The organism is Glycomyces niveus, from assembly GCF_017592475.1.
Classification (GTDB): Bacteria; Actinomycetota; Actinomycetes; order Mycobacteriales; family Micromonosporaceae; genus Glycomyces; species Glycomyces niveus.
Window position 1 is genome coordinate 271422 of record NZ_JAGFNP010000003.1, and the last position, 15114, is coordinate 286535.

11 protein-coding genes and 1 pseudogene are annotated in these 15114 nt (G+C 69.9%); 4 read left to right on the forward strand and 8 right to left on the reverse strand.

Going from position 1 to position 15114, the window contains the following annotated elements:
- Positions 1-6 precede the first annotated feature (6 nt).
- Positions 7-1263 carry an extracellular solute-binding protein gene (locus J5V16_RS07025; protein WP_208495367.1) on the reverse strand — a complete coding sequence of 419 codons (1257 nt, stop codon included), beginning with the start codon at positions 1261-1263 and terminating at the stop codon, positions 7-9.
- Positions 1264-1537: 274 nt separating this feature from the next.
- Here J5V16_RS07025 and J5V16_RS07030 point away from each other — a divergent pair, with 274 nt between their 5' ends.
- The gene (locus J5V16_RS07030; protein WP_208495368.1) at positions 1538-3652 is read left to right on the forward strand and encodes an RICIN domain-containing protein; all 2115 of its coding nucleotides are present in this window, start codon (positions 1538-1540) and stop codon (positions 3650-3652) included.
- A gap of 170 nt (positions 3653-3822) precedes the next feature.
- Here the strand turns inward: J5V16_RS07030 and J5V16_RS07035 are convergent, their stop codons facing one another.
- Positions 3823-4836 (reverse strand): LacI family DNA-binding transcriptional regulator, encoded by a 1014-nt coding sequence (locus J5V16_RS07035; RefSeq protein ID WP_208495369.1) that lies wholly within the window; start codon positions 4834-4836, stop codon positions 3823-3825.
- Between the two features lie 171 nt (positions 4837-5007).
- Here J5V16_RS07035 and J5V16_RS07040 point away from each other — a divergent pair, with 171 nt between their 5' ends.
- Positions 5008-6477: a family 43 glycosylhydrolase gene (locus J5V16_RS07040; RefSeq protein WP_208495370.1), complete on the forward strand. Its 1470-nt coding sequence runs from the start codon at positions 5008-5010 to the stop codon at positions 6475-6477.
- A 47-nt stretch (positions 6478-6524) separates the two neighbouring features.
- On the opposite strand, the gene J5V16_RS07045 is transcribed toward J5V16_RS07040, so the two are convergent.
- Positions 6525-7142: a class I SAM-dependent methyltransferase gene (locus J5V16_RS07045; protein WP_208495371.1), complete on the reverse strand. Its 618-nt coding sequence runs from the start codon at positions 7140-7142 to the stop codon at positions 6525-6527.
- 202 nt (positions 7143-7344) lie between these two features.
- Here J5V16_RS07045 and J5V16_RS07050 point away from each other — a divergent pair, with 202 nt between their 5' ends.
- A complete protein-coding gene (locus J5V16_RS07050) occupies positions 7345-8337 on the forward strand; it encodes a hypothetical protein (protein ID WP_208495372.1) in 993 nt (330 codons plus the stop codon).
- 351 nt (positions 8338-8688) lie between these two features.
- Positions 8689-9717 (forward strand): proprotein convertase P-domain-containing protein, encoded by a 1029-nt coding sequence (locus J5V16_RS07055; protein ID WP_208495373.1) that lies wholly within the window; start codon positions 8689-8691, stop codon positions 9715-9717.
- 82 nt (positions 9718-9799) lie between these two features.
- On the opposite strand, the gene J5V16_RS07060 is transcribed toward J5V16_RS07055, so the two are convergent.
- From J5V16_RS07060 to rplQ, 5 genes and pseudogenes are all read right to left on the reverse strand, one after another.
- Positions 9800-10873 (reverse strand): cytochrome d ubiquinol oxidase subunit II, encoded by a 1074-nt coding sequence (locus tag J5V16_RS07060; RefSeq protein ID WP_408612392.1) that lies wholly within the window; start codon positions 10871-10873, stop codon positions 9800-9802.
- Positions 10873-12354 (reverse strand): cytochrome ubiquinol oxidase subunit I, encoded by a 1482-nt coding sequence (locus J5V16_RS07065; protein ID WP_208495375.1) that lies wholly within the window; start codon positions 12352-12354, stop codon positions 10873-10875. Before J5V16_RS07065 ends, J5V16_RS07060 begins: the two co-directional genes overlap by 1 nt.
- 253 nt (positions 12355-12607) lie before the next feature.
- Positions 12608-13657, reverse strand: coding sequence for a glycerophosphodiester phosphodiesterase family protein (locus J5V16_RS07070; protein WP_208495376.1), 1050 nt, complete (start codon positions 13655-13657; stop codon positions 12608-12610).
- A gap of 145 nt (positions 13658-13802) precedes the next feature.
- Complete coding sequence (gene truA, locus J5V16_RS07075) at positions 13803-14627, reverse strand: tRNA pseudouridine(38-40) synthase TruA (RefSeq protein ID WP_307792893.1); 825 nt, start codon at positions 14625-14627, stop codon at positions 13803-13805.
- Between the two features lie 77 nt (positions 14628-14704).
- Positions 14705-15052: pseudogene (rplQ, locus tag J5V16_RS07080) on the reverse strand (50S ribosomal protein L17); the annotation flags it as partial.
- Between the last annotated feature and the right edge of the window lie 62 nt (positions 15053-15114).

The window sequence follows — 15114 nt, forward strand, 5'->3', positions numbered from 1 at the left end:
CCGGTGCTAGCCGAGCGCGTCCTGGATGGTGCCCTGGGCTTCGGCGAGCAGTCCGGCGATGTCCTCGCCCGCGATGGCGCGCTGGGTCAGCTCGTCCACGGCGGCGAGCACGTCGACGCTGTTGACGACGCCGGGGAGCAGCGGGCGCCCGAGGTCGGCGATCTCGGTGAGCGAGGCGACGACCGGGTTGGAGTTGACGGCCTCGGCCGGGACGTCGGTGCGCAGGGGCGGCCAGCCGGAGCCGAGCGACCAGGCGGCGGCGTTCTCGTCGTTGAGGAAGAACGCGAAGAACTTCTCGGCGGCGGCGCGGGCGTTGTCGTCCGCGTCGACGGTGACGGCCATCGAGACGCCGATGGCGGAGGCGGCCTGGGCGGCGGGCCCGGCCGGGATCGCCGCGATCGCGCAGTCGATGCCGTTCTCGGCGGCGATCGAGGCCATCCACGGACCGCCGATGGTCATGGCGGCCTTGCCCGCCCCGAACAGCTCGTCGGCGCCGACGCCGTCGATGCCCGTGGGCGAGATCTTGTCGTCCACAATGGCCTTGCGCCAGTACTCGAGGGTCGCGGCGTTCTCGGGCGAGTCGATGACCGCGTCCACCTCCTCCTTGACGATGTCGCCGCCGTTGCCGTAGAACAGCGAGGGCCACAGGCCGTTCGCGACGGTGGCGTGGTCCGGCAGGACGACCCCGTACTGCTCAGGGGTGCCGTCGCCGTCCTCGTCGATCGTGAGCTGCTTGGCGGCCGCGACCCACTCGTCCCAGGTGCCCGGGAAGTCGGTCACGCCGCCGGCCTCGAACAGCGCGGTGTTGTAGTAGACCGCCAGCGGCACGAAGCCGGTCGGGACGCCGTACTTGGTGCCCTCGACCTCGATCATCGAGACCGCGCCCGGGATGAGGTTCGCGGTGTTCGAGGAGTCGTCGGCGTAGAAGCCGGTGAGCTCGGCGAACGCGCCTTTGTCGGCGTAGACCGGCAGGCGCTCGGCGGGCATGGCGACGATGTCGGGACCCTCGCCGGCGGACAGCGCCGTCAGGAGGGTGTCGTCGATGCTGGCCCAGGTCTTGACCTCGGTGTTGATCGTGATGTCGCTCTGCGAGGCGTTGAAGTCGTCGACGATGCCCTGGAGCACGTCGCCGTCGGCCTCGGTGTAGCCGTGCCAGAAGGTCAGGGTCGCGGGGCCGCCGGTCTCGCCGTTCGAGCACGCGGAGCCGAGGAGCGCCAGCGCGGCGCCGCCGGCGCCGCCCAAGAGGACCGTCTTGCGTTTCATGTTCAGTTCCCTCCCAACGCGACTGCGCTGTCTGATGGTGGTGTGTAGTCCTACAACGTCGAGGGGGTCCTGTACTGGGGAACCGTCTTGTACAACGTTGTAAGTCTGGGAATCGTACGCACGCCCCGCCGCGCCTGTCAACGCGACCCCCCGTTCGTTCCTACTTCGTTTCCGATCCGTTACCGGATCCGTGAGCAGGGGCTTGACCAGCGGGCATTGATGGTCTTACGATGTCCCGCACGCATGATACAACGTTGTAAAGATTGGAAGTCCCATGCGAAGCCCTCAACTCCTCGGCCGCGGTCTGAGGAAACTCAGCCGCGGTGGAGCGATATTCGCCGCCGCAACCTTCCTCCTCACCGCGGTCGCCGCCTCCATCGGCTGGGCCCCGGCCCCCGCCGCGGCGGTGACCACCGGCAACGGCGCACTCGTCTACGCGCCCGCCGCCGGCTCCTCGTTCAACCCTGAAGGCGGGACCCCCGCGGGGACCACCTACGCCAAGATCATCGTGCTCAAGAACAGCGGCGCCTCGAACGGCACGCAGCTGGTCACCTTCGACCAGCTCGTGCTCCAGAACGGCGTGCAGGTCTACCCGATCTACCGCAGCACCAACAACGGCACGAGCTGGACCAAGGTCGCCGACGTCAACCCGAGCGCGACCTTCCCGACCTTCACCCGCACCGCCCAGCCGTTCCTCTACGAGGTCACCCAGACCACCGGCGACCTCACGGCCGGCACCATCCTCCTCGCGGGCATGATCATGCCCGAGGACCGCTCGGTCAGCCGCCTCGTGGTGTACAAGAGCACCAACCAGGGCACCAGCTGGAGCTACCTGAGCACCATCGACACCGGCGGCCCGGCCGTCTACGACCCGTCGCCCACCTCGACCACCACCACCGTGTGGGAGCCCTCGCTCGCGATCGACGGCAACGGCGGCCTCGCCGCGTACTTCTCCGACGAGCGCCAGAAGGCGAACGGCGTCCTCCAGGCCGTGTCCTACCGCCGCTCGACCGACGGCGGCAAGACCTGGGGCTCGCTGGTCAACGTCTCGGCGCCGACCAACCAGAGCGACCGCCCCGGCATGATCACCGTGACCAAGCTCCCCGACGGCCGCTACATGGCGACCTTCGAGGTCGTCAACCGCCCCAGCCAGTCCCAGAACACCGCGCCGGTCTACTACAAGATCTCGGCCGACGGCCTCAACTGGGGCACCACGACCAGCATCGGCACGCAGATCAAGCTCGCGAACGGCCGCTCGATCGGCTCCTCGCCGTACGTCAAGTGGGTGCCCACGGGAGGTCCCAAGGGCATGGTCGTGGTGGCCTCGAAGTGGTCGCTCGACGGCAGCGGCAACATCGACGGCGGCCAGAACTTCTACGTCAACTACAACCTCGGCGACGGCCCGTGGGAGCGGCTGCCGATGGCGGTCACGTACGACGCCAGCGACACCCAGGGTGGCAGCTTCTCCGGCTTCGCGCAGGGCATCGACTACAGCGCCGACGGCCGCACCCTCTACCAGGCCGTGAACGTCGAGAACACCGTCTCCGACCTCAACGACATCCGCGTGGGCTCGATCCCGCTCGACGCCCAGCAGTACGAGGCCGAGAACGCGACCCTCAACGACGCCTCGACCGTGGCGCATGTGCAGGCCGCCAACGGCTCCAAGGTCGGCAACATCAACAACGCCGGCAGCTACGTCCAGTTCACCGTGAACGTGCCGACCGCCGGGACCTACACGATGAACGTCCGGTACGACAACGGCTTCGGCTCGACCGCGACCCACTCGGTGAGCGTCAACGGCGGCAGCGGCTCGTCCATCAGCTACCCGGCCACTGTGGACTGGGGCCGGTACGCGTGGGCGCAAAAGACGGTGACCTTGAACGCGGGCACGAACACGATCCGCTTCACCAAGGGCACCAACTTCGCCGAACTCGACACGATCCACCTGTACTCGAGCAGTGCGCTCGCACCGGTCTTCCAGCTGCAGAACCGCACCAGCAGCAAGTACCTGGAGGTGCTGAGCGCCTCGACGACCGACGGCGCGGCCGTGGGCCAGTGGGGCGACACCAACAACGCGACCCAGCGGTGGACCGTCAGCGGCGGCGCCACGGTGCAGCTGACCAACCGCAACAGCGGCAAGCTCCTCGAGATCCCCTCGGCGCAGACCGCCGACGGGGTGGACGCGGTGCAGTGGGGTCCGACGGGCAGCTCGACGCAGTCGTGGAACGCCGCGACCAGCGGCGGCTGGTGGACGTTCGCGAACGCCAACAGCGGCAAGCTGCTCGAGATCACCGGCTGCTCGACCGCCGACGGCGCGGTCGCGCAGCAGTGGACCGCCAACGGCGCGACCTGCCAGCAGTGGCGGCTCGTGAAAGAGGGCATCCAATAGCAGGCCGACGGGAGCGGCGGGCCGAGCGCCCGCCGCTCCCGGTCAGGTCGGGCGCCTCGCCCGGCCGGTGCTCGGGCCGTGCTGCGGCGCGGTCCGTCCCGGACGGGCCGAGCGTCTGCGATGCCGGTTCGATCGCGGATCGGGGCGCGCGGGGCGAACTCGTCAGGTCTTCAGCCCCTGGGCGCGGACTCGCGCTCCACGATCGTGAAGTCCGCCAGCTCGGTTCGCGGCGGCTGCTTCGGGCCGGTCTCGGCGATCCGCTCCAGGAGCGTCCCGAGCGCGGTGCGCGCCAGCCACTCCCGGCCGGGGTCCACTGTGGTGAGCGAGGGGATCGAGTAGGCGGCCTCGTCGAGGTCGTCGAAGCCGATCACGGCCACGTCCTCGGGGACGCGGCGGCCGGCCTCCTGGAGCACGCGCATCGCGCCCAGCGCCATCGTGTCGTTGAAGCCGAAGACCGCGTCGAACGGCACGTCGCGGTCGAGCAGCTCGTGCATCGCGCGGGCGCCGTCGGCCCGGTGCCACAGGGTCGCCCGGACCACCAGCGCGGGGTCGTACGGCACCCCGTGCTCGGCCAGCGCCTCGCGGTAGCCGCGCAGGCGGAGCCGGGCCGAGCCCATGACCTCGCCCTCGTGCTCGCCGATGACGGCGATGCGGCGGCGGCCCGAGTCGAGCAGGTACTCGGTGGCGGCGCGGGCTGCCTCGGTGTTGCGCATGGTGACGTGGTCGCAGGGCCAGTCGAAGGTCCGCTCACCCAAGAGCACCAGGGGGAACGGCACATCGAGCGCGCCGGCGTCCTCCTGGCCCATGCCGAGGGGGCTGAGGATGAGGCCGTCGGTCATGCTCAGGCGCGGGCTGCGCAGCAGCGCGAGTTCGCGGTCGCGGTCGCCGCCGGTCTGCTCCACGACGACCGTGAGACCGGACTCCTCGGCGGCGGCGATGACCATTCCGGCGAGCTCGGCGAAGTAGCTCAGGTTGAGCTCGGGGACGGCGAGCGCGACGGTGTCGGTGCGGCCGGAGCGCAGGCTGCGGGCGTTCAGGTTCGGCTTGTAGCCGAGCTCGGCGATCGCGCGCTCGACCTTCTCCCTGGTCGCAGGGCGGACGTGCGGGTAGTCGTTGATGACGTTCGAAACGGTCTTGAATGAGACGCCTGCCAGTTTCGCGACATCGCGCAAGGTCGCCGCCATCTGCACCTCCTCTGTCCGCCGAAATTCTACAACGATGCAAAAGGGTCCTGCCGGACCGCTCCCGCGAGTTCGCTCCCCGCTTCTCGGGGGACCCGGCGCTTAGTTTATCCGCGCATTTCCATCAACCGATGGGTCGGCTGCGGCCGACCGCCCTCACACTCGGAGGCACTGATGTCCACAGCCCTACTGCGGCGGGGCCGCTCGCTGCTGGCGCTCGCCGCGGCGGCCGCCATGGCCGCCCTCGGCCTCGTCGCCGCGACCCCCGCGCCCGCTCAAGGAGCGGTCACCACCGGCGTCTGGTTCACCATCACCAGCGCCCACTCCCACCTCGCCCTCGACATCGAGGGTGCCTCCACCGCCGCCGGCGCCGAACTGGTCCAGTGGGGCCGCGACGCCGGCACGAACCAGCAGTTCCGGTTCGTCGACGCGGGGAGCGGCTACTACAAGATCCAGGCCCGCCACTCGAACCTCGTGCTCGACGTGTGGGGCTGGAACACCGCCGACGGGGCGACGATCGCCCAGGCGACCGACCAGAACTTCACCAACCAGCAGTGGTCGGTCACCGAGCACTCGGACGGCTCGTTCAGCTTCGTCAACCGCTTCTCGGGCAAGGCCCTCGACCTCTGGGAGTGGTCCACGGCCGAAGGCGCCCGCATCTCGCAGTTCACCTACAACGGCCTGAACGCGCAGAAGTGGTTCCTCAGCGAGGCCGCGAACACCGGTGTCGCCAACCCGATCCGCACCAACGGCGCCGACCCGTGGATCGAGTACTACGACGGCTACTACTACATGTCCACCACGACCTGGGACTCCACTGTGGTCATGCGCCGGGCCACGACGCTCGCCGGGCTCAAGACCGCCGCCGACGCAGTCGTCTGGGACGACTCGGGGAACACGAGCCGCTGCTGCTCGCACTGGGCGCCGGAGTTCCACCGCATCGGCGGCGTCTGGTACCTCATGTACACCTCGGGGAACTCGCAGACGAACTTCGACGGCCAGCGCCTCCACGTGCTCCGCTCGACCTCCTCGACCCCGATGGGGCCGTACGAGTTCATGGGCACGCCGCTGCCGAACCAGTGGAACATCGACGGCTCGTACCTGGAGCTCAACGGCTCGCTGTACCTGCTGTGGTCGGAGTGGGTCGGCGCGAACCAGTCGATCCGGATCGCGCTGATGTCGAACCCGTGGACCGTGACCGGCTCGCAGGTGACCATCGCGACCCCGTCGCTGTCGTGGGAGACCGTGGGCGCCAACGTGAACGAGGCGCCGGTCGTGCTCCAGCACGGCGGGAAGACCTTCATCGTCTTCTCGGCCTCGTCGTGCACCACGGACGACTACAAGCTGGGGCTGCTGACGTACGACGGCGGCTCGGTGCTCTCGGCGTCCTCTTGGGACAAGAGCGCCAACCCGGTGCTGTCGCAGGGGAACGGCGTGTTCGGCCCCGGCCACAACGGGTTCTTCACCTCGCCTGACGGGACGCAGCAGTGGATCGTGTACCACGGCAACCCGCAGAGCGGCCAGGGCTGCGGTTCGTTCCGCGAGACCCGGGTGCAGCCGTTCACGTTCAACGCGGACGGGACGCCGAACTTCGGCACGCCCGTGGCGAGCGGGATCGTCCTGAACCCGCCTTCGGGCGAGTGACGGCCGGTCCCTGATTGCGGGCGGCGCGCGCCGGAAGGGGCGCGCCGCTACCGCTCGGTACGCTCGACCTTGAGGACGCGGTAGCCGTTGGCGCTCGCGTGCTTGTCGACCTCCCAGCCCTGCTCGGCGAGCCAGCGCGCGAGCGAGTCGGCGCCGAGGTGCTTGGAGACGACGAGCCAGGCGACGCCGTCGTCCTTCAGCCGCGGCAGCCAGGTCTGGAGGAGTTCATGCAGGGCCTCCTTGCCGACCTTGATGGGCGGGTTGGACCAGATCTCGTCGAAGCGCACGTCGGCCGGGACGTCTTCGGGCGCGGCGACGTGCACGGTGCCGGGGGCCTTCTCGGTGTTGCGGCGGGTGAGGTCGAGGGCGCGGCGGTTGACGTCGACGGCCCAGACCTCGGCGTCGTCGCGCTGGGCGAGCACGGCGCTGATGGGGCCGTAGCCGCAGCCGAGGTCGAGGAAGGTGCCGGCGGTCTCGGGCGGCACGACCTTGTTGAGCAGCACGCTGGTGCCGGGGTCGAGGCGGTTGCCGGAGAAGACGCCGGTGGAGGTGGTCAGCTCGTAGTCGACGCCGTCGAGTGAGAACTCGACGGTGCGCTCGCGGTCCTCGACGGCGGGCTGCTCGCTGAAGTAGTGCTCTGGCTGGTCGGCTGGGCCTTTGGACATGTCCCCCATTGTCGCGCGCCGGGTCGGGCGGGGTCGCCGGGATCGGGCGGTTAGAGACGTGCGCCGTCGCGGCGCCCCGGTGGACTGCGTGACACGTGACATGCAGCGGGGTGTCACCCGCGGAGATGAACGCCGTTCGCCCCGTCCATCTCCCGGGGGAACGTTTCCCGGTTTCGGGGGTTTCCGGGTCTAAGCTGCCTCCATGGCACATGGCCCGTCACCGTTCGGAGTCCCCCAGGAGACGCAGGCGCACCGGCCTCCGGACGATCCAGGTTTCGATTGGGCGGAGTACGACGAGCGCTCGCAGATGCGCGCGCCCACGGCGCGGCTCAGCCCCGAGGACCGCACGCCGACCGTGCGGCTCGGCGGCCCCGCGCTGCCGCCCGCGCGCCGCTCGCCTGAAGAGGAGATGGAGGCGCACCTGGACCAGATCCAGGCCTCGCGCCCCCTGCGCCGCGCCGCGCAGCGCGCCCGGCGCCGCACGAAGTGGTGGCTCGTCGCGCTCGCGACGGTGAGCGGGCTGGCGGTCGCCGCGGCCTGCGCGGCGGGGGCGTTCATCGTGCTCCGCGAAGGCGAACCGGACCCGGCCGCGCCGAGCGAGGAGGCCGCGGCCGACCAGCCGTCCGTAGTGAACGAGACGGCGGGCGCACCCGAGGTGGTCGACCCGATCGCGAGCCGCGAGACCGATGCGGAGCCGATCTCGGTCGAGGAGCTGTTCGGCGCGAATGCGATCAGCCCGGAGGGCGGGACCGGGGCGTATGAGGTGCTTGAGACCGAGGAGCTCTCGGACTGCGCCGACGCCGGGCTCGACGAACTGTCGGAGCTGCTCGAGGACGCGGACTGCACGCAGACGGTGCGCGCGACGCTCATCAACCCTGACGGCGAGTACGCGGCGACGGCGGGCGTGCTCAACCTCGCCGATGCCGAGGAGGCGGACGCCCTGCGCGCCGCTATCGAAGCGGGCCTCGAAGGCGGCTTCGCGGCGCTGCGCACCGACGGCGAGGCCGAGGAACTGGGCCGCGCCGCGACGATGGTCGGGTACAACACCTACGGGCACTACCTGATGTACGTGGTCATCGGCCGCACCGACGGCGAACCGATCGAAGAGGCCTCGGACCCGGTGCGCGCCATCGTGAGCGACCTCGTCGACGTCTGGTTCATCGACCAGCTCAACCCGAGGCGCGACGTCCAGTAGCGGCGAAACGTGAACGGAGGGTCCCGGGCAAATCGGACACCCGGGGACCCCCCGAATCCATGCTCCCAGCCGGTTGCGACATCGAATCCCGACCGCGCCTCGAACATCCACGACCGCCCGCGCGCCTCACGCGCGGGCGGTTGTCGTTGTGCGGCAAGGGTCTTCGGCGAACGTTCGCCGCTTCCGTCCCGACCGGGCCGTGTCGGGAATGTGAACAATCTACTGTGAGTATTGCCATAGCCGATCATCCCATGATTTGATCAATCCAGGCCTGCGTCCCGTCCCCGGGCAGGCCCGTTCTTCCCCCTGGCCGGCCCCCGGCCACCCATCGCCTCACCTCAGGAGTCGAACATGCCTTCCTGGACCCACACCGCCCGCCGGAGCCTCGCCGCGCTCGCCGCGGCAGCGCTGGCCGTCCTCTCGCTCGTCGTCCTCGACGCCGCGCCCGCCGAAGCCGTCCGGCCGCCGGGCATCCCCTCCACCGCAACCGCACAGGCCGAGCTCAACGCACTCACCGTCGCCGCCGAGTCCCACGGCTCGACCTACGACCGCGACCTGTTCCCGCACTGGAAGTCCGTGAGCGGCACCGGCAGCTGCACCGCCCGCCAGTACGTACTCAAGCGCGACGGCCAGAACGTCGTCACCAGCGACGGCTGCCAGCCCACCTCCGGCAACTGGCAGTCCGACTTCGACAACACCTGGACCACCTCGGTCTCCAACGCCACCATCGACCACGTCGTGGCGCTCTCCGAGGCCTGGGCCTCCGGCGCCTGGTCCTGGACCACCGCGCAGCGCCAGGCCTTCGCCAACGACATCAACTCACCGCAGCTGTGGATCGCCACGACCTCGGCGAACTCCTCCAAGAGCGACTACGACCCCGCCGAGTGGATGCCCGTCAACACGACCGGCCTGCGCTGCGACTACGTCAAGGCCTGGACCCACGTCAAGTACCTCTACAACCTGAGCGTCGACTCGGCCGAGAAGACCGCGATCCAGTCGCACCTCAACACCTACTGCGGCTCCTCCGGCGGCACGCCCACGAACTGCAACGGCGCGAAGACCACCGCCGCCGCGATCCCCGAGGGCTCGCCGCTGAACTCCACGATCGCCTTGTCCTGCACGGGCACCGCGTCGGCCACGAGCTCGGTGACCGTCAGCATCACCCACCCGTACAGCGGCGACATCACCATCGCCCTCATCGCACCTGACGGCACGAGCCGCACCCTCAAGGCCGCCGGCGGCTCCGGCGCGAACATCAACACGACCTACAGCGTCAACCTGTCCACCGAGAACCGTTCGGGCACATGGACGCTGCGGGTCACCGACACCTACTCGGGCGGCTCCAGCGGCACCCTGAACAGCTGGTCGCTCAGCATCTGACGACAAGCGCACCAAGGAGGGCCGGGCGCTGGCGCCCGGCCCTCCTTTCATCCACCGCTGGTGTGAAGTCCTTCCGCAGCGGTCAGTTCCCCAGCCGACCGCTCCAATGCGAGGCACCGCGACCGGCGCCCTCGCCCGCTTGGACGCCGCCGCGCACCTCCCCGTTCCATTCGGGCGACTGCGTCAGATAGAAGAGGTACCCCAGCGCGGGACCCACGATCACCGCCGCGATGCCCACGGCTGCCAAGAGCCCCTGCAACGTCGCGGTCGCGCCCGCGCCCTCGGCGATGCTCACCTGGTCGACGAGCACCCACGGGTACTGCCCGATCCCCCACCCGGCCATGACCGCCGCGACCGCGACCACCGCGGTCAGCCGCGCCGGACCGAAGCGCTTGCGCCACAAGAGGACCAGCGTCGCAATACCGCCGAGCGCCGAGAGGGCCATCACCGGCGCGGCGCGGCCGGTCAGGCCGTCCCAGAACGTCGGCGCGTCGCGCTCGATCGGGATGAGCCCGGCGAAGACGACGATCCCGGTCGCGAGACCGACCACAAGGGACCTGATGCGGAGCTGCGCGGCCAGCGCGGTCTCGCCGCGCCGGGCCGCGTCGGCGGTCAGGAACGTCGCGGCGAGGAACGCGCAGGTGCCGACCGAGATGACCCCGGTGAACAGCGCGGTCGGGTTGATCCACGACGACCACGGGTCGCCGTTTCCGCCCGCCGGGACCCGGCCCGAGGCGAGGGCGCCGACGATGGTGCCGAGGAAGAACGGCGCGAGCACCGAGGAGGTCGCGAAGATGACTCCGAAGAGCTTGGCCTGCCACAGGGTCTCGCTGTACTTGCGGAACGCGAAGCTCGCGCCGCGCAGGACGATGCCGACCAGGGCGAGCACGAACGGCACGTAGAGGGTGGTCATAGCGGCGGCGAACGACTCGGGGAACCCGGTCCACCACATGACCATCACGTAGATGAGCCAGACGTGGTTGGCCTCCCAGACGGGGCCGATGCTGTGGTCGATGAGCGTCCGCAGCGGGGCGCCGCGGCGGGCGCCGCCCGCGGTGAGGTCGTGGAAGCCCGAGCCGAAGTCCGCGCCGCCGAAGAGGGCGTAGGCGACGACCCCGGCGAAGAGCGCGGCGGCGACGGCGAATTCGAGGGTCATCATTTCGCGGCCTCCTGCTCGGCATTGTCCTTCTCGGCGGACCTGTCCTTTACATCGGCGCAGTCGCGGATCTCGGCCGGCCCGTCCGCGGCGAGCAGCTTCGGCCCATAGGGGCTCGGCAGGTCGGCGGCGCCTTCGCGCCAGCGGCGGGCCATGGAGCGGAGGATGGCGATCGCGGCGATCGTCATGCCGCCGTAAAGGAGCACGGAGCCGCCGTAGACGAGCCAGAGCCCGCCCGCGTGGTCGGCCGCGGCCTCAGGCGTGCGCATGACGCCGTAGACGATCCACGGCTGCCGCCCGACCTCGGTGGCGATCCACCCGGCTTCCATCGCGGTGACCGCGAGGAGGCCCGAAACCGCCATGAACCGCAGGAACCACCGGTTCTTGAGCAGGTCGACCTTGCGCCAGCGCAGGAACCAGTACAGCGCGACCGTGGCCAGGAGCAGGAGGCCGATGCCGACCATCGCCTGGAACGAGTAGTGCGCGAAGTTGACCGGCGGCTCGTCCTCTTCGGGGAACTGGTCGAGGCCCGGCACGGGCTCGGTGAAGGAGTTGAGCGCCGCGACCGAGCTGAGGTAGGGGATCTCGATGGCCCACCTGACTTCGCCGTCGATGTAGATGCCGCCGATGGTGAGCGGCGTGGCGCCGTCGGCGGTCTCGTCGGCGAACTCGAACGCGGCGAGCTTCGCGGGCTGGCGTTCGGCCAGGTCGTGGCCGAGGAAGTGCCCGGCGAAGGGCTGGGCGAGGGCCGCGATCGTCGCGAACGCGAACGGCACCATGAAGCCGAGCCGGTGGTAGCGGTCGCGGCGGCCCTTGAGCATGCCCACGGCGTAGACGGCGGCGATCGAGAAGCCCGCGACCATGTACGCGGCGAGCCACATGTGGGCGAAGGCGAGGAAGGCGTGCTGGTTGAACAGCACGGCCCAGGGCTCGATGTTCACGACCTCGCCGTTGACGATGTCGAAGCCCGTGGGTGCGTTCATCCAAGCGTTCACCGCGAGCACGCAGTAGGTGCCGATGACCCCGGTGATCGCCATGGGCAGCACCATGAGCAGGTGCAGTTTCGGGGGCATCTTGCCCCAGCCGTAGAGGTAAATGCCGAGGAAGATCGCTTCGAGGAAGAACGCGAGGCCTTCGAAGGCGAAGGGGAGGCCGAGCACGTCGCCGAAGGTGCCCATGAGGCCGGGCCACAGCAGGCCCATCTCGAAGCTGAGCACGGTTCCGGAGACGGCGCCGATCGCGAAGAGCACGGCGGAGGCCTTGCCCCAGCGCTTGGCGAGGTCGAGCGCGACCGGGTCGTTCTTGCGGATGCCGCGCAGGTGCATCACGAAGATGATGGCGGGGAAGGCGACCCCGAAGCAGGCCAGGATGATGTGCCATCCGAGGGACAGCGCCATCTGCTGGCGCGCGGGCATGAGGCCCGCGGGGTCGGCGGCGGCGACCACATCGGACGCCTGGGCGAGGAGCTGGGTTGCATCCATGCCTCGAAGCTACGGCCTCGAAATCCCGGAAGCACGCTCTTGTGAATGCATTCACAAGCCCTCGGAACATGAGATCGAACGTGTTCAAAAACTTCCGGACCAGCGAATACACGCCCGGACCTCGGCATCCGGCCGAGCGGCTAGGACGCCGAGACCGCAGCGCTCAATTTTTCTCCGAACGGGCTCCGGCGGCGCCGCGCCGCGCCGCCCGGCCTGAGGAACGGCGACTCGCGCCGTCCCTCAGGCTCGGCCGCTACCGCTCGCAGTACCGCTTCGGCAGGCGGAGGCCGTAGCCCGCCATGACCTCGCTGAGCACGTCCGGGTAGTCCGTGATGATGCCGTCCACGCCGTCGTCGATGAGCTTTCGCATCGTCGCCTCGTCGTCGACCGTCCACGGTACGACCTCGATCCCGTACTCGTGGGCGTGGTCGACCATCGCCTCGGTCACGTACGGCACGTACCCCGGGTCGGTGACCTTCCCGTTCTGCGGCGTCCCGTGCACCGGCGAGAACGCGTCAGCGCCGAACGAGTCCACCGCCGCGATCGGGTCGCCCCCGAAGTCGTCGATGTCGATGCCGCCCAGCCACGGCGACGCCCCGGCCTGCCCGGTCTGCAGGAACGAGATGTTCGTCAGCGCCACGATCGGCAGCTCCGGCGCGGTCTCGCGCATGAGCATCAGCGCGCCCCAGTCGAAACTCTGGATCGTCACCTGCCGCCCGATCCGCGCCTCGCGGATGTCCGCGACCACGGTCTCGACGAATGCCTCCCGCGGCGCCGTCTCGTGCGGCGCACCGGCCTCGACCTTCGTCTCGATGTTGAGCTTCACGCCCCGCGCGCGGCACTCGCGCACCAGGTCGAACACCTCGCTCAGCAGCGGCATCGGCTCGCCCGGGTGCGTCTCCTGGTTCGGGTGGGCGGCCTGCGCGAGGCTCCCGCAGTCGAGCGTGCGCACCTGCGCGAGCGTCAGGTCCTTGACGTACTTCCCGACGTACGGGTACTCCGGGTCGCCCTCGAACGCGGGTGCGGTGTCGAGGCACTTCGCGCCGCTCACCCGCCGATCGTGCGTGACGACCGCGAAGCCGTCCTCGGTGATCTGCACGTCCAACTCGAGCGTGCTCACCCCGAGCTCGAGCGCGTTCGCGAACGCGGGCAACGTGTTCTCGACGACCAACCCGAGCCCACCGCGGTGGGCCTGCAGGTCGAACTCGCGATGCGGATGGGCGTCGGCGGGGTCGGGCAGGGCGACGAACAACGCGGCAGCGGCGACCGCCGCAACCGCGCCGGCAGTGAGGAAGCGTCTCATCGCCTCAGCTTCGGGGCCGCGGCTGACACCGCGATGAACGCACCGGCGATTCCAGGTGAATACGCCGCGGCGGCGCCTGCGGGAGTCGCAGGCGCCGCCGTTACTTCGATGCGCTACCAGTTCATCGCGACCGCCACAGTGCGGCTCAAAGAGTCCTGACACGCCTCGTCAGGTCCACCCGGGCCTGCCAGTCCTTCGGGTCCTCCGAGTACGAGACCTCAAGGAGGGTAAGACCGTGCGGGCCGACCACATGCACGTCGTTGGCGCGCTGACCGATCGTGAGGATCGAGGCGAGCCAGTCCTCGTCGCGGCGGCCGTCGCCCACCGCGAGGGCCGCGCCCACGAGGCTGCGGACCATCGAGTGGCAGAACGCGTCCGCGCGCACCGTCGCGACCGCCACGCCGTCCTCGTCCCGGGTCCAGTCGTACTGCTGCAGTTCGCGGATCGTCGTCGCGCCCTCGCGCTGCTTGCAGAAGCCCACGAAGTCGTGCTCGCCGATGAGGCGCTGGCACGCCGCGTGCATCCGCTCCACGTCGATCGGCCGCTGCCAGGCCAGGGTGTCCAAGCGCCGCAAGGGGTTCACGCCCCAGGTCGCGTCAGCCACCCGGTACCGGTACCGCCGCCACTGCGCCGCGAAGCGCGCGTTGAACGACGGGTCGACGGCCTCGACCGAGGTCGCCCGCACATCGGCCGGGAGGATGCCGCGCAGCCGCCACAGCAGCTTCTCCCCCACGGCCTCCCACTTCGCCGTGGGCACGTCCACATGCACGACCTGCCCCGTCGCGTGGACGCCCGCGTCGGTCCGACCGGCCACGGTGAAGTCGGCGATCTCGCCGAACAGCAGCTCCAGGGCGCGGATGACCTCCGAGGCCACCGTCCGCAGCCCCGGCTGCAGCGCCCAGCCCGAGAACGCGGCCCCGTCGTAGGCGACGCCGAGCCGCAGCCGCGTCCTGTCCACAACCTCGTCCACAGCGATGTCCTCCCGGATAAAGCGAACCGCGCGCAGAGCATATGCCCTGCGCGCGGTTCAACCGACTCTGCTTAGTCGACCAGCTCGATGATCGCCATCGGAGCGTTGTCGCCCTTGCGGTTCCCGGCCTTGATGATCCGGGTGTAGCCGCCCTCGCGGTTCGCGAAGCGGGGCGCGACCTGCTCGAACAGGTCGTGCGTGGCGTCCTTGTTGCGCAGCTTGGCCAGCGCCAGACGGCGGTGGTGCAGCGTGCCCTTCTTGCCGTACGTGATGAGACGCTCGGCGTAGGGGCGCAGGCGGCGGGCCTTGGTCACCGTGGTGGTGATGCTGCCGTGCTCGAACAGGGAGGCCGCGAGGCCCGAGAGCATGAGCTTCTCGTGCGCCGGCGAACCGCCCAGACGCGGGCCCTTGGTGGGCTTAGGCATTTCTAACTCCAATTGCGTTGTCGCGGCCGGCCGTCTTACGGAACCGACCGCCAGAAAAATCG